Source organism: Bartonella queenslandensis (genome assembly GCF_018155095.1).
In the GTDB taxonomy this organism is placed as follows: Bacteria; Pseudomonadota; Alphaproteobacteria; order Rhizobiales; family Rhizobiaceae; genus Bartonella; species Bartonella queenslandensis_B.
This window is the reverse complement of the sequence record NZ_NAAI01000011.1, coordinates 1-18,958: the sequence shown is the minus strand read 5'-3', so window position 1 is coordinate 18,958 and position 18,958 is coordinate 1. Positions and strand designations below refer to the sequence as shown.

Below are 18,958 nucleotides of genomic sequence, written 5' to 3'. Positions count from 1 at the left end.
AGCGTGTTTTCCTTTGTATGGTTTGGTTTATAAGTGTGGACAGGAGGGATGATTGACAAGAGGTTTTGGGGGTGAAGGTTTTAATAACTTATCTCTTGGAACTTATGGTTCGCCCTATTTTATTATTTTGTCCGTTTTTGCAGCATAGAGAATTTATACAATAAACTTTAAAGGGAGAAATCTATGAATTTAAAAAGAAAAATATTAAAAGGGAGCAGCTCTTTTGTTGCTGCTCTTATGGCTTTTGGGATGTTTGTGCAACAAGTTGCTGCAAAAACACCTGCCGATACCCTTGTAATGGCATTGAATATTGATTCAATCGAGACTTTTGATCCTGCGCAGATCAATGAACGTTATGGCAATGAAATTATTGCTAATATTTGTGATAACTTAATTGATTCCGCTACAGATGATGCAGCTAAAATAGCGCCTTCTTTGGCAAAGAGTTGGGACGTTTCAAATGAGGGCGGGGGTACAGTTATTACTTTTCATTTGCGTGATGATTTGAAATTTAATGATGGTCGGCCTGCTGGTGCTCATGATCTTGTTTGGGGGATGAAGCGGGTTGTCAAATTGAAGTTGTCTGCAGCGGCTATATTTAACGAATATGGAATTACAGAACAAAATATTGATTCTACTCTTCAAGCCCCCGATGAGAAAACAGTGGTGATGAAATTTGACAAGCTTTATCCAGCAGAGATCATCCTTGGGCATATTCTTACGACTCGTGTTGCTGCTTTACTTGATCGTGAGACCATTATGAAACACGAACAAGATGGTGATATGGGAAATCGCTATTTGGCAAGTCACGCTGCTTGTGTTGGACCTTATCAGTTAGAAAGTTGGCGTTCTGGAGAAGCAATTTTGTTGCGTGCAAGTTCCCATCATTGGGGAGAGGCACCCAAATTGAAGCAGATTCTCATTCGCCATATTGCTGAGCCTGGAACACAACGTTTGTTGTTGGAAAGGCACGATATTGATGTGGCCCGTAATTTGATGCCTGAAGATATAACAGATCTTCAAGCAACAACAGATATTAAGATTGAAAAAGTGTTGGCTCCATCTGTGATAATGTGGGGGTTCAATACGACAAATCCTATTTTTGCCAATGAAAAGGTGCGTTTGGCAATGCGCTATCTGATCGATTATGACACTTTGGGAAAGACTCTTCTTAAAAATGTTGGTATTCTACGATCAAGCTTTATTCCTCTTGGTAATCTTGGGGCTTTGGATGAAAAAGAAGGGCAACCCTTTAAACTTGATCTTGAAAAAGCCAAGCAGCTTTTAACAGAAGCAGGTTATCCAAACGGTTTTGAAGCCAATATTTTTGCAGGAAAATCTCCTTATCCTTTTGCTTTGCCTATTGCTCAGTCTATCCAAGACAATGCAAAAAAAATAGGTGTACACTTTAAGATTGAAAATTTTGTAGGGACACAGTTGTTTTCAAAACTTTATGCACGGAGCTTTGATACAATTTTTATGGGATGGAATAACGATTCTGCAGATCCTTATACAATGGCTTCACGTCTTGTTTATAATCCGGATAATCGGTTTGAGGCTAAAAATACAGGCTATCCTAGTTGGTGCCATGGCTATTTGGATGAAGATATGAATAAAAAGGTGAAAGATGCCTTGTTTCAAAAAGATCCACAGAAACGGGCCAAAATGTATGCTGATTTACAGCGTGATTTTATGCAGAAAGGACCTTATGCTTTTATCTATCAGACATATAGTATTATTGCTATGACACCTGATGTAAAAAAATGGGTGTGGAATAGTGCACCACGTATTTTTTATAATGCCATTGAAAAATAAGCACTTTTTAAATGTTGTAATATACAACAGTTAATGTAATAATGATACCTTCGGTGTTTTGCATAGGCTTTAAAAGCTTTGCAAAATATCGAAGTTTATCGGTAAAATGCATTATAGAGTCACTCGAAGATACTCTTCTTTAGAGAGGAACTATGCATTTTTATAAAACGCATATGCTTAGATATTAAGATTAGAGATTTCAATCTTAAGTGAGGTTAAAAAATAATAAATTTGTCGGTTAAAGAAACGGGCATAATGAATATGAGCAGAGTTTAGTATTTTGTAGAAAAAGCGGGGGATCTTAAAATGTGCTATTGAGAAGAAATTTGAGTATATGCAGGTGCGTTGGGGGAATGGGGGGTTATTGTGGAGCTGATGCTTCAAATTACACCACTTTTCTTTAAAAAATGATGAGATGCTGGGATTGTCCTTTGGCTTGGGTTCATGGAAATGCTCAAATTTCCTTGTGAGGAAGGAGAGGAGTGACTATGGCTAGAAATACTATGCTTATAAGGATTGACAAAATATCAAAGGATGATTGAGGCTTTTAAAGTAACTGAAGTTGCTGCTTTGAGAAATCTTTTGAGAAAATCGCAACAAGGTTTTTAGAGAAGAAGTCCTAGTTTGATGCGATAAAGAAAATCTTTGGTTTGTATGGTCAAAGTTATAGGTGCTGTGACATTACCAACAGGCGCTGTCATTGTGGTATCGCTCATTGTTTATTAGATCATTTTTCGTTGCCTCTTTTGCTTTAGTTGACCAATATCGCCCAAGGGATTGCTCCCGCTATTGGAAAGGTTTGGTATTTTATCTTTAGGTGGTGTGTTTTAAAAGCCTGATCTTTTTATTTTTGTACATTCCTGTTGCAAGGAAAATTTATACAATAAACGTTAAAGGGAGAAATCTATGAACTTAAAAAGAAAGATATTAAAAGGGAGCAGTTCTTTTGTTTATGCTCTTATTGCTTTTGGGATGTTTGTGCAACAAGTTTCAGCAAAAACACCTGCCGATACCCTCGTGATGGCTTGGGATCTTGATGCGATCAGTAATTTTGATCCTGCGCAGCTCAATGACCGGTATGGAGCTGAAATTGTTGTCAATATTTGCGATAATTTGGTTGATTCTGCTAAAAATGATGGAGCTAAAATCGTTCCTTCTTTAGCAAAAAGTTGGGATGTTGCAAGCGATGACCAGAGTACGGTGATTACTTTTCATTTGCGCGATGATTTGAAGTTTAACGATGGTCGGCATGCTGGTGCTCATGATCTTGTTTGGGGGATGAGGCGGGTTGTCAAATTGAAGCTATCTAATGCGGCAACTTTTAATGAATATGGTATCACAGAACAAAATGTTGATGAGGCTTTTCAAGCACCTGATGAGAAAACAGTGGTGATGAAATTTGATAAACCTTATCCAGCAGAACTTATTCTGAGCAATATTTCTAGGAATCGTACTGTTGCTCTGCTTGATCGTGAGACACTTATAAAACACGAACAAGATGGTGATATGGGAAATCGCTATTTGGCAAGTCACGCTGCTTGTGTTGGTCCTTATCAGTTAGAAAGTTGGCGTCCTGGAGAAGGGATTTTGTTGCGTGCAAGTTCCAATTATTGGGGAGAGGCACCTAAATTGAAGAAGATCTTAATTCGTCATATTGCAGAGCCTGGAACACAACGTTTGTTGTTGGAAAAACACGATATTGATGTGGCCCGTAATTTGATGCCTGAAGATGTAACAGATCTCCAAGCAACAACAGATATTAAGATTGAAAAAGTATTAGTTCCATCCATGATATTATGGGGGTTCAATACAACGAATCCTATTTTTGCCAATGAAAAGGTGCGTTTGGCAATGCGCTATTTGATCGATTATGACACTTTGGGAAAGACTCTTCTTAAAGATGTTGGCATTCCACGGTCAAGCTTTATTCCTCTTGGTAATTTTGGGGCTTTGGATGAAAAAGAAGGGCAACCCTTTAAACTTGATCTTGAAAAAGCTAAGCAGCTTTTAACAGAAGCAGGTTATCCAAACGGTTTTGAGGCTAATATTTTTGCAGGAAAATCTCCTTATCCTTTTGCTTTGCCTATTGCTCAGTCTATCCAAGACAATGCAAAAAAGATAGGTGTGCACTTTAAGATTGAACATTTTATCGGCACGCAGTTGTTTTCAAAACTTTATGCACGGAGCTTTGATACAATTTTTATAGGGTGGAATAATGCTTCTGCGGATCCTCATACCATGGCTGCACGTTTTATTTTAAATCCGGATAATCGGTTTGAGGCTAAAAACACAGGTTATCCTAGTTGGTGCCATGGCTATTTGGATGAAGATATGAATAAGAAGGTGAAAGATGCCTTGTTTCAAAAAGATCCACAGAAACGGGCCAAAATGTATGCTGATTTACAGCGTGATTTTATGAAAAAAGGCCCCTATGCTTTTATCTATCAGACATATAATATTATCGCTATGACACCTGATGTAAAAAAATGGGTGTGGAATGATGCACCACGTATTTTTTATGCCGCCATTGAAAAATAAGTGTGTCTTCAATGCTGTTAAATAGATAAAAAGTGCAATCATGATATCTTCAACGTATTGTATAAGTTTTCAAGCTTTGCAATACGTCGAAGGTCGTGAATAAAGGGGATATGAAGGTCGTGAATAAAGGGGATATATTGTTGAATGCTTTTTCAAGACATCTGTTAAAAGAGGTTTTTCATTCTCATTAAAGATGGTCTTTATGGATGTTAAAATTGAACATTTCAACTTCGCTGAATGGAAAGGAGGTCAATTTATTGGTTGAAAAAATCTGTGCAACAACTGTTGCATCATTGAGCCTTGCTAAAGAAGAAAAAATTTTGCACTATGCAAGAAAAATTTTTTTATGGGGGATATGAGGAATATCAGATTTTTAGGGGGCTTATGCCCATGTTTCCTTTTGCTTTGAAAGATGATAAGGTGCAATGGGAGGGTACTGTTTCACAGAGTAATGAAAAAATTAAAGTCCTTTCTTGAAGAAGAGATAAAAGCTGTTACACTTGGCAAGGTGACGAATTTTTCTACTTTATCGAAACATCAAATTCTTATGAAGGCTCTTTGTTATTAGTGTCCTTAAACCAATAGGGGAGAGTGCTGTGATGACATTAAAAAACGCTAGAAGAGAACCAATGTCCAAAGAAAGAAGAGATAAACTTGTCCAACAAAGCAAAGACGAAACTTTTTATGGTCTTCAATCAAAGGCATTAAGATATCATGAAGTGGCTTTTGTTATTGGTGATTATTCATTGTCTATCAGATTATTTTTCTTTGTATGTTTTGGGGAAGTCTATAGGCGGGGAGCGGAAGAAATGGTCGGCAAATGATGCTATTCTTGAAGATTTAGAACTTTGTCTTTCAAAACCTGTGATTTACTTAGTTTTATTATTTTGCACATTTTTGCTGCATGGAAAATTTACACAATAAACTTGAGAGGGAGAAATCTATGAATTTGAAAAGAAAAATATTAAAAAGGAGCAGCTCTCTTGTTTGTGTTCTTATAGCACTTGGAGTGGTTGCACAACAGGCTTCAGCAAAAACACCAGCTGATACCCTTGTGATGGCTTGGAATCTCGATGCCATCAGTAGTTTTGATCCTGCACAAAGCAATGATGTTTATGCAAGTGAAATTATTGAAAATGTTTGTGACAATTTGGTCAGTACAGCAGCAGAGGATCCAACAAAAATAGTTCCAGCATTAGCAACGCATTGGGATGTTTCTGGTGATGATCACAGTACCGTGATTACTTTTCATTTGCGTGATGGTTTGAAGTTTAATGATGGTAGAGAAGCCAACGCCAATGATCTTGTTTGGGGGATGAAGCGGGTTATCAAATTAAAAATGGCCGATGCGGCAACTTTTAATGAATATGGGATTACAGAACAAAATGTTGATAATGCTTTGCAAGCCCCTGATGAAAAAACGGTGGTGATGAAATTTGATAAGCCTTATCCAGCGGAGCTTATTCTTAATAATATTGTTGCAAATCATGTCACTGCTTTGCTTGATCGTAAGACAATTATGAAGCACGAAAAAAATGGTGATTTGGGAAATCAATATTTGAAAACGCATGCTGCTTGTGTTGGTCCTTATCAATTAAAAAGCTGGCGCCCTGGAGAAGCTCTTTTGTTGCGTGCAAGCGCCCATTATTGGGGAAAAGCCCCGAAACTGAAGCAGATCCTCATTCGCCATGTTGCAGAGCCTGGAACACAACGTTTGTTGTTGCAAAAGCATGATATTGATGTTGCGCGTGATTTGACACCTGAAGATCTTGCAGATTTGCAAAAAACAACAGATGTTAAAGTTGAAAAGGTGTTGGTGCCAAGCATGATGTATTGGGGATTTAATATGACAAATCCCATTTTTGCTAAGGAAAAAGTACGTTTGGCAATGCGTTATCTCATAGACTATGAAGGCTTTGGCAATAAACTTCTCAAAGGTATTGGTGTTCCACGGGCAAGTTTTATTCCTCTTGGCAATTTTGGAGCTTTGGATGAAAAAGAAGGGCAACCCTTTAAGCTTGATATTCAAAAAGCCAAGCAACTTTTAGCGGAAGCTGGTTATCCGAATGGCTTTGAGGCGAGTTTTCTTGTTGCAAATGCCCCTTCTACTTTAGCTCTTGCCCAATCCCTTCAAGATAATGCTGCTCAGGCGGGGGTGCGTCTTAAAATTGAACGTGTGGCGGGTACACAGTTATTTTCAAAGGTAGATGCCCGAGCTTTTGATACGACTTTTATCGGGTGGAATAGTGGCTCTACGGATCCTCATACCATGGCTTCACGTCTTGTTTATAATCCGGATAATCGGTTTGAGGCAAAAAATACAGCTTATCCTAGTTGGCAGCATGGGTATTTTGATGCCAAAATGAATCAAAAAGTTGAAGAGGCATTGTTTCAAAAAGATTCACAAAAACGGGCACAACTCTATGTTGATTTACAACGTGAACTGATGCAAAAAGGTCCTTATGCGTTTATCTTTCAGAAATATAATGTGATAGCAATGACACCTGATGTCAAAAAATGGGTGTGGAGTAGCGCTCCCCACGTTTTTTATAGTGAAATTGAAAAATAATTTTTTACTTGTAAAATAAAGAGTGCAATCATGATATCTTCAACGTATTGCAAAGGATTTAAAGATTTTGCAAGACGTCGAAGCGCATAGGGAATGCGTGGATATCATGGATAAATGTAGGAATATCTTATAGAGAGAATGTGCTTTTAAAACATTCTTTTTTAAAGAGATCTGTTATTTTCATTAAAGATGTGTGAATGTTAAGACTGAATATTTCAACTTCCGTGAATTGAAAAATGGTCAATTTATTGAGTGAAAAAACAAGTGCAACGAATGTTGCAGAATTTACTGTTTCCGAAATAGCAGGCGCTTTAAAGCGTGTTGTTGAGGAAAAGTTTGGCTACGTGCGGGTGCGTGGGGAGATCTCAGGTTATCGTGGAGCTCATGCTTCGGGACATGCTTATTTTGCTTTAAAAGATGATAAGGCACGGTTGGAAGCTGTTATTTGGCGTGGTGTGATGGAAAAGCTCAAATTTCCTCCTGAAGAAGGGATGGAAGTGGTTGCTGTCGGTAAGCTTACGACTTATCCAGGCTCGTCGAAATATCAAATTGTCATTGAGGCTCTTGAGCCAACAGGAGTTGGTGCTTTGATGACTCTTCTTGAAAATCGTAAGAAAAAGTTTGCAGAAGAAGGCTTATTTGATGAAGCAAAGAAAAAGCCTTTGCCTTATATGCCTCGAATTATAGGTGTTGTAACATCACCAACGGGAGCCGTTATTCGCGATATTATTCATCGTATATCTGATCGTTTTCCGTTGCATGTTTTGGTTTGGCCTGTCCGTGTTCAGGGGGAAACAAGCGGGAGCGAAGTGGCTGCTGCTGTTGAAGGCTTTAATGCTCTTGCTTCAGGAGGGACCATTCCAAAACCTGATCTCCTTATTGTTGCACGGGGAGGAGGAAGTTTAGAAGATTTGTGGGGGTTTAATGACGAAGCTGTTGTTCGTGCTGTTTATGCTTCTGATCTGCCCATTATTTCTGCTGTTGGGCATGAAACAGATTGGACTTTGATTGATTATGTTGCTGATTGGCGTGCCCCAACCCCTACGGGAGCCGCAGAAAAGGCTGTTCCCGTCAAGCTTGATCTTGAAGTGAGTGTCGCGTCACTTGGGGCACGTTTGCGTAAAGGACTTGCACGTTCTTTTGATTCTCACCAACAAAAGTTGCGTGCAGCCAGACGCGGTCTGCCTACTGCTGATCAACTTTTTTCTCTACCGCGGCGTGGTTTTGATGAAATTTCAAGCCGATTACAGCGTGCTCTTTGTGTGAGTTATGATAAAAAACGTTTTTCTTTTCATGCTCTTCATCTCCGTCTTTCGCCCCGTTTGTTAAAGAGTGAAAAAGCACAACGCCATACAAAGGAATATACAGCGCGCCTTCACCGTGCTTTTATGCGCAGTGTAGAAAAACAACGTGCAGCGTTAGAGTTGGCATGTAGGCTTTTAAAAAGTACTTCTTATCAGAATATTTTAGAGCGAGGTTTTGTTTTGGCTTTGGGGCAAGATCATAAACCTATTAAACGGTTGGCACAGTTTCCTGAAAGTGGACAAATAAATTTACGTTTTTTTGATGGTGATATCCGTGTTGCAACACAAGAATCTGTTTCCACGATCCGTTCAAAACACAAGAAGATAAAGTCGCCAAGCGATGATCAAGGAACTCTCTTTTAATACGGTGAAGATTATGCTTGCTCAGGGGCTTCTTAAGGGGGCGGATGGAAAAGTTCGTTGTGCATGGGCTGGAACGGAGCCACTTTATTGTGCTTATCATGATAACGAATGGGGAAAACCTATTTTGGAGGATATCCCTTTGTTTGAAAAAATTTGTCTTGAAGGTTTCCAAGCTGGGCTTTCTTGGTTTACGATTTTAAAAAAACGCTCTTCTTTTCGTGTTGCATTTGATGATTTTGACTTTGAAAAGATCGCTCATTATGATGCGCTAAAGATGCAAATGTTGATGCAGAATAAAGGTATTGTTCGTCATCAGGGGAAAATTCGATCAGTGCTTAATAATGCACTGAGAGCACAGGAAGTTATAACAGAGTGGGGGAGTTTGTCTCACTATTTTTGGTCTTTTCAACCACCACAATCGGAGCGTTATGAAAAGATAGATTTTCAAACACTGTTGGCAAATCCTATAACTCCAGCTTCTCTTCGTCTTTCTCAAGATTTAAAGAAGCGCGGCTGGACGTTTGTTGGTCCCACGATTTGTTATGCTTTTATGCAGTCTGTAGGGATTGTTAATGATCATCTTGAAGGGTGTTTTTGTCGGTAAATTGGTAAAATGTCTGTCATAAGGGCAATGATTAAGTCATTGAATTGTTTCGTTAACGTGCAGGTCATACAACTTTATTGTATAAGATAATTAAAGCATACAAACGATCCAATAGTGATGATTTTTTATTATTGTTGGTCATTAAAACAACACAAGTATACTTTTGAGAATGAAAAAACAAATGCAAAAAAGAGTAATATCTTAACTATCATGTATCTAGCGTTAGATAGTGATGATATCTTGTATGTAAAATAGAAAGCCGCCCTGTTGCCAATTCACGGGCTTGCTTAAAAAAATATTTCTTAATGCTCTTAAGCCCATTTCGCATTGAGGCTCGTAAATGGAATAACGATGGAAGTTATTGAGCATCACCGTCTTGTGTTTATGAAGGAATGGGCGTTTATGAAGGAATGAGCCGATATTATCACACACACGGCCCGCTCTAAAATATTGCGACAGCGCTTGGCATTTGAAATGGTTTAGAAGAGGTATTTTTATTTCTGTTCATGACATGAATGTCATCATTATTCTATTCATGTTTATTGATGAATGCAAAGTGGTTGTTAGATGGGGGCTTTTGTTGCATTGTTATATTTTGCTTGGGCTGTATGATCGTTGGTTTATTTGTGTGGTGGTCGATTGTTCAAGACATGCCTAAGGAATACAAAACAAAATGCAGCAAGGAAAATTGACGTTAAATAACTCAAGCTGCTTGTGTTAAGTTTTATTATCTGATAGCCTTCTTTCATTAGAGAGGAAGTTTACTGCGTGTGAGCTCCAGTTTTGGGGAGATATTTAAGCTCAGACAGACGGGTATTCACTATATTGCTTCGTTAAGTCTCTGTATGTTGCTGTTTGAAACCAAACATTTTGTTACAGCATGTTGTTTGCCGTTTTATTTTTATAGCGGCAAAGCAATGATGCAAATTAAAGTTTAGAAGGATTTATATTCGTTATGTCTTTAGGGAAAATTGTATAATGAATTTTGTTTTGATGAATGAGAAAGAGCCTTTTAGTATGTATTTTTTCATTACAAACTTTATCTCTCAAAAGATAGAATTTAGAAGGAATAGTTCTTCTCATTTTTCCTCTTTATCTTTGTTAACACGTTTGTTTTTTTACGGGCTATAAAGCTTGTCATTTTGATGATTAATTGGGGGGGATAGGGTTTATTGTCGTGTGTAAAGAAATATCTATGAAAAGAAAGTCATACTGATGAGCAAACACATATTCTATTGTTCGCTATGGTTTGATTGAGCTGTAAGACAATGAATTGATAAAATGGATGAATTTAAAAGTAGACGACTTTGTATAGGTGATGAGAAGGTCTTTGTTCAATCTTTATGATTATAGATTTGCCCTTTATGATTATAAATTTTCCAAGTCACTTCAGTGTTATTAATTGATAAAAAATATAAAGGGGAAAGTTTATGACCTTGAAGAAAAAAAGATTGAAAAGGAGTAGCTTTCCTATTTCTTTTCTTATGGCACTTGGAGTGGTTGCACAACAGGCTTCAGCAAAAACACCTACCGATACTCTTGTCATGGCTTGGAATCTCGATGCCATCAGGATCTTTGATCCTGCACAAAGCAATGATATTTATTCAACTGAAATTATTTACAATGTTTGTGATAATTTGGTCAGTACAGCAGCAGAGGATCCAACAAAAATAGTTCCGGCATTAGCAACGCATTGGGATGTTTCTGGAGATGATCACAGTACCGTGATTACTTTTCATTTGCGTGATGGTTTGAAGTTTAATGATGGTAGAGAAGCCAACGCCAATGATCTTGTTTGGGGGATGAGGCGGGTTATCAAATTAAAAATGGCCGATGCGGCAACGTTTAATGAATATGGAATTACAGAGCAAAATGTTGATGATGCTTTGCAAGCCGTTGACGAAAAAACGGTGGTGATGAAATTTGATAAGCCTTATCCAGCAAAGCTTCTTCTTAATAATATTGTTGCAACGCGCGTGACAGCTTTGCTTGATCGTAAGATAATTATGAAGCATGAAAAAAATGGCGATCTAGGAAATCAGTATTTAAAAACGCATGCTGCTTGTGTTGGTCCTTATCAGTTGAAAAGTTGGCGCCCTGGAGAAGCTCTTTTGTTGCGTGCAAGCTCGCATTATTGGGGAGAAGCTCCGAAACTGAAGCAGATTCTCATTCGCCATGTTGCAGAGCCTGGAACACAACGTTTGTTGTTGCAAAAGCACGATATTGATGTGGCTCGTAATTTGACCCATGAAGATCTCTTAGATCTACAAAAAAAAATAAATATTAAAGTTGAAAAGGTGTTGGTACCAACCATGATGTATTGGGGATTCAACATGACAAATCCCATTTTTGCTAAGGAAAAAGTACGCTTGGCGATGCGCTATCTCATAGACTATGAAGGTCTTGGCAAGAAGATTCTCAAAGATATCGGTGTAACACGGGCAAGTTTTATTCCTCTTGGCAATTTTGGAGCTTTAGATGAAAAAGCAGGGCAGCCCTTTAGGCTTGATATTCAAAAAGCCAAACAGCTTTTAGCAGAGGCGGGTTATCCGAACGGATTTGAGGCAAATTTTCTTGTTGCAAATACCCCTTATATTTCAGCTCTTGCTCAGTCCCTCCAAGATAGTGCTGCACAGGCGGGGGTGCATCTTAAAATTGAACGTATGGCAGGAATGCAATTGTTTTCAAAGGTGGATGCCCGAGCTTTTGATACGTCTTTTATTGGGTGGAGTAGTGGGTCTACGGATCCTCATACCATGGCTTCACGTCTTGTTTATAATCCGGATAATCGGTTTGAGGCAAAAAATACAGCCTATCCTAGTTGGAAAAATGGGTATTTTGATGCCAAGATGAATCAAAAAGTTGAAGAGGCGTTGTTTCAAAAAGATTCAAAAAAACGGGCACAACTCTATGTTGATTTACAACGTGAACTGATGCAGAAAGGACCTTATGCGTTTATCTATCAACAATATAGCGTTGTCGCGATGACACCTGATGTTAAAAAATGGGTTTGGAATAGTGCCCCGCGTATTTTTTATAGTGAAATTGAAAAATAAGCGTGTCTTTTCGTATCGTCAAAGATGAAAAGAGCTTGATCATTATTGCATGATGAAAATATTCTCCCACATAGAAAATCTTCAGTTTTTTAAAGGAGAATAAAATTGTGGGGGGAGTGTGCCATATATGATTGAGGTCATTTATAAGGGGGGATGAATATGGGAAGTTATATTGGGGATGGTTTTTGCTTATGCTTACAGATTCTCAGTATCATGAATAATAAATTGATAAATAATAAATTGATATATGAGAGAATTGCTTTATAGATGCTTAGTTTAATTCAATGAGATTGATGTTTGATACCATGCTGTTTAAAAGATGAAAGACAAAAGTTACGATCACTTTGTGTGAAAAGGTACAAGAATACAAAAGAAAGAGATAAAATAGGGGAGAAAAGAATGTTGAAAAGAATTTATGTTTTATTAAGTACAATGTTTTTTTTAAACGGGGCTATCGTATCAGCGTTTAGTGCTTCATCTAAAGATATATTGGTGATGGCATGGAATATTGATTCAATGAGTAGTTTTGATCCAGCGCAAACCGTTGAGGTTGTAACAAGTGAGTTATTGACGAATATTTGCAGTGCGCTCGTACAATATGATGAGCATGATCCTACAAAAATTCGTCCGGCTATGGCGCAATCTTGGGATGTTTTAGATGATGGTAAAAGAATAGTTTTTCATCTTCGTGATGATTTAAAGTTTGATGATGGAAGAACAGCAACGGCGCAAGATCTCGTATGGTCGATGCAACGGATTATTAAATTAGGTTTGAGCTATGCTCAATCTTTAATGGATTATGGTTTTACCAAAGAGAATGTTGAAACAAATATTCAGGCTCTTGATGATAAGACTTTACAATTAAAATTAGATAGACCCTATCCTATTCAGCTCATCTTGACCGTTATTGGACAATCTTATGCTTCTGCTCTGCTTGATCGGAAAACAATTGAAGCGCAGAGTATCAATGGTGATATGGGGAATAAATATTTAGCAACACATTCGGCTTGTGTTGGACCTTATAAATTGGCAAGCTGGTCTCCAGGGGATAAAGTTGTGTTAGAGGCTACACAGCATTATTGGGGAAAGGTGCCTAAAATTAAGCAAATCGTTGTGCGTCATGTGGCGGATTCAGCAAGTCAAAGATTTCTTTTGGAAAAAGGTGATGTGGATATAGCGCGAGATCTTTCTTCAGAGGATATTTTAGACCTTGAGAAAAAAGATGGTCCAGTCAAAATTAGTCGTGTTTTGCGTCCGCAGATTATTTATTTATCGTTAAACAATAAGAACGTAATTTTTGCGAACGAAAAGGTCAGATTAGCACTTCGTTATTTGGTTGATTATGAAAGTCTTGGAAAAACTGTTTTGAAGGGAATTGCTATTCCGCGGGCAACTTATATGTCTTTAGGTGTTCCAGGTGCTTTGGATGAAAAAGAAGGTCTGCCTTTTAAGTTAGATTTTGAAAAAGCAAAACAGTTAATGACTGAAGCTGGTTATCCGAACGGTTTTAAAGCGAACCTTCTCGTTGGAAGTCTTAGTTATATGTCATCTGTTGCGCAGTCTATTCAAGCCAATGCACGCAAAATTGGTGTGGAGCTCACAATTGAAAAAATGGCACAAAATCAACTGTTAAGTCGTGTACGGGGTGGAAATTATGATACTGCACTTATGGGGTGGGGAAGCGCTGATCCTGATGGACATCCTGCTTCATTGAATCACGTGTTTAATCCTGACCCAACATTTACAAAAAAACATAATATGTATTTGGCTTGGCGTGCTGGATATTATGATGAAAATATTAATAAAATGGTGATGGATGCTTTGTTTGAGCAAGACCCTAATAAGCGTATTATGCAATATCGGACTTTACAGCATTATGTGCTAGAGCATGGTCCTATGGTTTATTTATTTCAGACATATTATACCGTTGGTATGGGACCTGCAGTCAAAAAATGGGTTTGGAATAGTTACAGACTTTACTACAATGAAGCAGAAAAATAAAAAGAAGCATGTTATGGAAAAGGCTTGCAGAACATGCTTAATAAGAAGTTGTTTTGTTTTATAAAAAAAAGGTATTCGCTTTATGTTTTATCGCTACAGAGGGGATTTTTATAATGGTTTTGTCACTTTCAGAGACTGAAAGAGCTGTATCAGAAAAGCAGAAAAAATTATTTTTGTGGGATTTTTTGTTCAAGGGATCAAAACTTCTTATTTCAGTTTTTATCACACTGCTTGGATTGGTGACAATTACTTTTTTTCTTGGTCATCTTCTTCCTCTCGATCCTGTTCTCTCTATTCTTGGTGATAACATCAGTCAGGAGGCTTATGATGCCATGTATTATAAGCTGGGTCTTGATAAGCCGTTGATTGTTCAATATTGGAAGTATCTTCATAATGTATTTTTATTTGACTTTGGAGATTCTTTAACGTCTGGGCGTCCTGTTTTAGATGATATTATGCGTGTTTTTCCCGCAACATTAGAGCTTGCAACTGTTGCTATTGTTATTGGCACAACTCTTGGAATTCCCTTTGGTGTTTTTGCAGCAATGTACCGCGATTCATTTATTGATTATGTTGTTCGTGTTTTTACACTCTTGAGTTATTCTACACCGACATTTTGGCTTGGACTCATGGCGTTGTTAATATTTTATGCTAAACTTAGCTGGGTTGGTGGTCCAGGGCGCCTCGATTTTCTTTATGAATATTCTTTTGAACCCAAAACAGGATTTTTTCTTTGGGATACCGCGAGCCAAGGACAATGGGAGGCTTTTGGGAATGTCTTTAGTCACATTATTATGCCTGCTTTGATCTTAGCTTTCGGTGCTATGGCTTATATTAGTCGTATGACTCGGGGGTTTATGATTGAGCAGCTTAATCAAGAATATATCATTACGGCACGTGTAAAGGGATTATCGTGGGCGCGAACCGTTTGGGGGCATGCCTTTCGGAATGCTGCTGTTCAGGTTATTACCGTTGTTGCACTTTCTTATGCTTTTTTATTAGAAGGGGCTGTTTTGACGGAGACAGTTTTTGCTTGGCCTGGTTTTGGGCATTATTTGACAAATGCTCTTCTCGCTGGAGATATGAATGCAGTTGTAGGATGTACTTTACTTGTAGGATTTATCTTTGTTGCCATTAATTTATTTTCTGATTTGCTTTATCGCATTTTTGATCCAAGGACACGTTGAATATGACAGTCAGTAATCATCACAAATCGCAATCATCATCTTCTTTGAGCTTTTGGTTAAACGACCCTGTTCCACGGTCCATCATTCAAGCAAACATACAAAGAATTTATCATGCACTGGTGAAGTTTTTTCATAACTTTTCAGCTGTATTCGGTCTGTTTATTATTTGTATTATTATCATATGTGCACTTTTTGCTCCTTGGATTGCAACGCACGATTTTCTTAGCAATGACCTAGGGAATCGGTTACAGCCCCCCTCTATGGCACATTATTTTGGGACAGATGAATTAGGACGTGACATTTTTAGTCGCCTTGTTTTTGGTTCTCGTATTACTCTTTATGTTGTTTTTCTCACAACAGTTATTGTAGGTCCAATAGGGCTTATCGTTGGAACTGTATCTGGTTATATGGGGGGATGGGTTGATACTGTGCTCATGCGCATTGTCGATATTTTTCTTGCTTTCCCAGGGTTAATTTTAGCTCTTGCCTTTTCAGCTGCATTGGGACCAGGAATTGAAAATGCTTCTATTGCAATTTCAATTGCTGCATGGCCACCAATCGCACGTTTAGCGCGTGCTGAGACTTTGACAATACGTTCTTCAGATTATGTTTCTGTGGTTCGCTTACAGGGGGCTTCTCCTTTGCGGATTATTTTGTTTCATGTTGCGCCCATGTGTATTCCTTCAGTGATTGTACGATTAACTTTAGATATGTCTGGAATTATTTTAACAGCTGCTGGTCTTGGATTTTTGGGGTTGGGAGCACAACTTCCAAGTCCTGAATGGGGGGCGATGCTTTCCTCAGGACGGGAATTTATGATGACAAATTGGTGGTTGGCGGCGATACCAGGCTGTGCAATATTATTTGCAAGCCTTGCTTTCAACCTTTTAGGTGATGGTCTTCGTGATGTATTGGATCCACGCAATGGGTAATAAATTATTAGAAGTAGAAGATTTACGTATTTCTTTTCCTACAACGCGCGGCATTTCAGAAGTTGTGCGCGGTGTTAGCTTTTCTGTCGGAAAAGAAAAAATTGGCATTGTTGGTGAATCCGGATCTGGTAAATCGATGACTGGACGCGCAATACTAAAGCTGAGCCCAAAATCAGCTATTGTTAAAGCTAAAAAAATGCGTTTTGAGGATGTCGATTTATTGTCCGCAAGTGAACCTCAGATGAGAAAAATTCGCGGTAAGCGTATTTCAATGATTTTACAGGATCCTAAATATTCACTTAATCCACTCATACGGATTGGGGAACAGATTATGGAGGCTTACCGTATTCATTATCGTGTTTCAAAAGCTGAAGCGCGGGAGCGTACCATATCTATGTTAGAATCTGTTCATATTCGCGATCCTGAACATGTGATGCGTCTCTTTCCTCATGAAATATCTGGAGGGATGGGGCAGCGTGTGATGATTGCAATGATGCTCATTCCAAAACCTGATTTGATTATTGCCGATGAACCAACATCTGCCCTTGATATTACGGTCAGACGACAAGTTTTATCCGTATTAGATGAACTTGTTACAAAGTCTGGAACGGGGCTTATTTTCATTAGTCATGATTTGAATATGATTGCTGATTTTTGTGATCGTATTTTGGTGATGTATGCGGGACGTGTTTTAGAAGAGTTACCTGCTTCTGACTTATCTCACGCGTGTCATCCTTATACAAAGGCTTTGCTGGCGAGTTTGCCACGGCTTGATAATCCTGTTGATGTTTTGGCTGTTCCTAAGCGTGATCCTGATTGGTTGTATAATCCTACGATTGTTAATGGTGTTGAGGAGGTTTCTCCATGACAAATTGTGAGAATATTATTGATGTTTCTAATTTATCTGTAACGTTTGGCCATAGGCATAAGGCTGTCACCGTTGTTAAAAATGTTAATTTTCATATTAAGCATGGTGAAGCTTATGGTTTGATTGGTGAATCCGGATGCGGAAAATCAACGATTTTGAATACATTGGTAGGGCTTATTCCAGAGTATAGTGGGAAGTTTCTTTTTGATGGACAAGAAGTCGAGAAAAAAAGAAATAAGAATTTTTTACGTTGTATTCAAATGGTTTTTCAAGATCCTTATGCTTCGCTGCATCCAAGAAAAATGGTCCATACGGTTCTTTCTGAATCGCTCAAAATCCATGGTATGGATAATCAAAGAGAGCGGGTGGAGGATGCTTTAGATTCCGTTGGTTTAGATTCTTCATTTCTTTATCGTTATCCTCATGAGTTGTCTGGAGGACAACGTCAGCGTATTGCTCTTGCACGTGCTTTAATTATCGAGCCAGAAGTTTTGTTACTTGATGAGCCAACATCTGCATTGGATGTATCGGTACAGGCTGAAATTTTAAACTTGTTGAAATCATTGCGTGAGAGAAAAAAGCTTACTTATTTGATGGTATCCCATGATCTTGCTGTTGTTGCACATATTTGTGAACGTGTTGGAATTATGCATAAAGGGATTATTCTTGAAGAGCTTAGCAATGATGAATTGCGTAATCTCCATGCCCAACACGAGTATACAAAGGAGTTTTTTGAAGCCAGTATTGAGCCTATCGTCCATAGAGAACAAAGAGCGTGATCAGTTTTACAAAAGAAAAAATGAAATTTTATTTGTTTTGAAGTTTCTGGAGATATTTGGCAGCATTGTTAAAAGGGGAAGGAATAATAGGATTTTTTTTAGTCATGAATTTGCTGAGCAGTGTTTGAGCTATAGTATTTTAAATCCTATTAGAACTCCCTTTGTGAAATATACGAGTGATTTATAACATACAGCCTTTCTTGATATTGTTGCACTATTTTTTGCTTATCATTTTATATTCAAAAGTTTTATTTTGGGACTTTAAGCATTAAATTCGTGAGAAATAACAAAAGAGAGTAATGCTGTATTTTCTAGAAAAGTTTCTTATTATTTTACAATACCATGTTGTTTTTAGTTGTTCTCTTTTTTACAGTGTTAGGTATTATTCATCAAAAAATTCTGAGTTTTACTCTTTATAAAAAACTTTTTGTAAAACTTTTTCACCTGTCAATAACAGTCTTTAAGTGTTTTTTTGTTTCTCTTTAAAAGAATGCTTAAAAAAACAGCTTATAATAAGCCAAAAAGGCAGCATATTGCTGCCTTTTTATTAAATTGCATAGGCTGTTTTTTACAATCTTGATTTAAAACTGATAGCGTATTCCGCCTGAAAAACTTGCACCACTTATACCGGTTTTTTGAAGCTTTTGTTGATAGCTGACATCACCGTGAAGGGAGAGGTTAGCGGACAATTGCGCATTGATACCAACGCCACCTTCAAGAGAGGTTCCTGAGGGGTCTCGTTTATAATCCTTATCAATATGGATTGCTTGATCATCACCAAAGGTTTTGATCAAATTTACTTTTCCATAGAAAGACATAGGACGGCTGTTTTCAGTGGAAATGGCTTTTGTTAAACGTCCACCAACACGGATCAACCATTGAGAAGGATTTTGCATGTCAATGGTCAGATTATCAGCATCTTTAATGGTATCAAACATCAAA

The 18,958-nt window shown here is 38.0% G+C and carries 13 protein-coding genes; 12 read left to right on the top strand and 1 reads right to left on the bottom strand.

From position 1 onward, the window contains the following. Positions 1-183 precede the first annotated feature (183 nt). From B5V81_RS07240 to B5V81_RS07185, 12 genes are all read left to right on the top strand, one after another. Positions 184-1,815 (top strand): ABC transporter substrate-binding protein, encoded by a 1,632-nt coding sequence (locus tag B5V81_RS07240; protein ID WP_212112871.1) that lies wholly within the window; start codon positions 184-186, stop codon positions 1,813-1,815. Positions 1,816-2,721: 906 nt separating this feature from the next. Then, positions 2,722-4,353: an ABC transporter substrate-binding protein gene (locus B5V81_RS07235; RefSeq protein ID WP_212112870.1), complete on the top strand. Its 1,632-nt coding sequence runs from the start codon at positions 2,722-2,724 to the stop codon at positions 4,351-4,353. A 599-nt stretch (positions 4,354-4,952) separates the two neighbouring features. Beyond that, a complete protein-coding gene (locus tag B5V81_RS07230; RefSeq protein WP_212112869.1) occupies positions 4,953-5,177 on the top strand; it encodes a hypothetical protein in 225 nt (74 codons plus the stop codon). Positions 5,178-5,296: 119 nt separating this feature from the next. Next, positions 5,297-6,922 (top strand): ABC transporter substrate-binding protein, encoded by a 1,626-nt coding sequence (locus B5V81_RS07225; RefSeq protein ID WP_212112868.1) that lies wholly within the window; start codon positions 5,297-5,299, stop codon positions 6,920-6,922. 236 nt (positions 6,923-7,158) lie between these two features. Then, entirely contained in the window at positions 7,159-8,589 is a 1,431-nt protein-coding gene (xseA, locus tag B5V81_RS07220; RefSeq protein WP_212112867.1) for an exodeoxyribonuclease VII large subunit, read from the top strand. After that, entirely contained in the window at positions 8,567-9,193 is a 627-nt protein-coding gene (locus tag B5V81_RS07215) for a DNA-3-methyladenine glycosylase I (RefSeq protein ID WP_212112866.1), read from the top strand. The genes xseA and B5V81_RS07215 overlap by 23 nt, the downstream gene beginning before the upstream one ends. 1,430 nt (positions 9,194-10,623) lie before the next feature. Further along, positions 10,624-12,249 (top strand): ABC transporter substrate-binding protein, encoded by a 1,626-nt coding sequence (locus B5V81_RS07210; RefSeq protein WP_212112865.1) that lies wholly within the window; start codon positions 10,624-10,626, stop codon positions 12,247-12,249. 384 nt (positions 12,250-12,633) lie between these two features. Continuing rightward, complete coding sequence (locus B5V81_RS07205) at positions 12,634-14,250, top strand: ABC transporter substrate-binding protein (protein WP_212112899.1); 1,617 nt, start codon at positions 12,634-12,636, stop codon at positions 14,248-14,250. A gap of 113 nt (positions 14,251-14,363) precedes the next feature. Next, on the top strand, positions 14,364-15,437 hold the full coding sequence (locus tag B5V81_RS07200) for an ABC transporter permease (RefSeq protein ID WP_212112864.1): 1,074 nt from the start codon (positions 14,364-14,366) through the stop codon (positions 15,435-15,437). A 2-nt stretch (positions 15,438-15,439) separates the two neighbouring features. Then, complete coding sequence (locus B5V81_RS07195) at positions 15,440-16,369, top strand: ABC transporter permease (RefSeq protein WP_005775176.1); 930 nt, start codon at positions 15,440-15,442, stop codon at positions 16,367-16,369. After that, positions 16,362-17,237: an ABC transporter ATP-binding protein gene (locus B5V81_RS07190; protein WP_212112863.1), complete on the top strand. Its 876-nt coding sequence runs from the start codon at positions 16,362-16,364 to the stop codon at positions 17,235-17,237. The genes B5V81_RS07195 and B5V81_RS07190 overlap by 8 nt, the downstream gene beginning before the upstream one ends. Then, complete coding sequence (locus B5V81_RS07185; RefSeq protein ID WP_212112862.1) at positions 17,234-18,016, top strand: ABC transporter ATP-binding protein; 783 nt, start codon at positions 17,234-17,236, stop codon at positions 18,014-18,016. Before B5V81_RS07190 ends, B5V81_RS07185 begins: the two co-directional genes overlap by 4 nt. Before the next feature lie 581 nt (positions 18,017-18,597). Here B5V81_RS07185 and B5V81_RS07180 read toward each other — a convergent pair. Next, positions 18,598-18,958: autotransporter outer membrane beta-barrel domain-containing protein (locus B5V81_RS07180; protein ID WP_212112772.1), on the bottom strand; the 361-nt coding region annotated here is incomplete at its 5' end.

Coding starts and splice junctions, on each gene's coding strand:
- B5V81_RS07240 (WP_212112871.1), top strand. CDS start 184: ATGAATTTAAAAAGAAAAATATTAAAAGGGAGCAGCTCTTTTGTTGCT.
- B5V81_RS07235 (WP_212112870.1), top strand. CDS start 2,722: ATGAACTTAAAAAGAAAGATATTAAAAGGGAGCAGTTCTTTTGTTTAT.
- B5V81_RS07230 (WP_212112869.1), top strand. CDS start 4,953: ATGACATTAAAAAACGCTAGAAGAGAACCAATGTCCAAAGAAAGAAGA.
- B5V81_RS07225 (WP_212112868.1), top strand. CDS start 5,297: ATGAATTTGAAAAGAAAAATATTAAAAAGGAGCAGCTCTCTTGTTTGT.
- xseA (WP_212112867.1), top strand. CDS start 7,159: ATGGTCAATTTATTGAGTGAAAAAACAAGTGCAACGAATGTTGCAGAA.
- B5V81_RS07215 (WP_212112866.1), top strand. CDS start 8,567: ATGATCAAGGAACTCTCTTTTAATACGGTGAAGATTATGCTTGCTCAG.
- B5V81_RS07210 (WP_212112865.1), top strand. CDS start 10,624: ATGACCTTGAAGAAAAAAAGATTGAAAAGGAGTAGCTTTCCTATTTCT.
- B5V81_RS07200 (WP_212112864.1), top strand. CDS start 14,364: ATGGTTTTGTCACTTTCAGAGACTGAAAGAGCTGTATCAGAAAAGCAG.
- B5V81_RS07195 (WP_005775176.1), top strand. CDS start 15,440: ATGACAGTCAGTAATCATCACAAATCGCAATCATCATCTTCTTTGAGC.
- B5V81_RS07190 (WP_212112863.1), top strand. CDS start 16,362: ATGGGTAATAAATTATTAGAAGTAGAAGATTTACGTATTTCTTTTCCT.
- B5V81_RS07185 (WP_212112862.1), top strand. CDS start 17,234: ATGACAAATTGTGAGAATATTATTGATGTTTCTAATTTATCTGTAACG.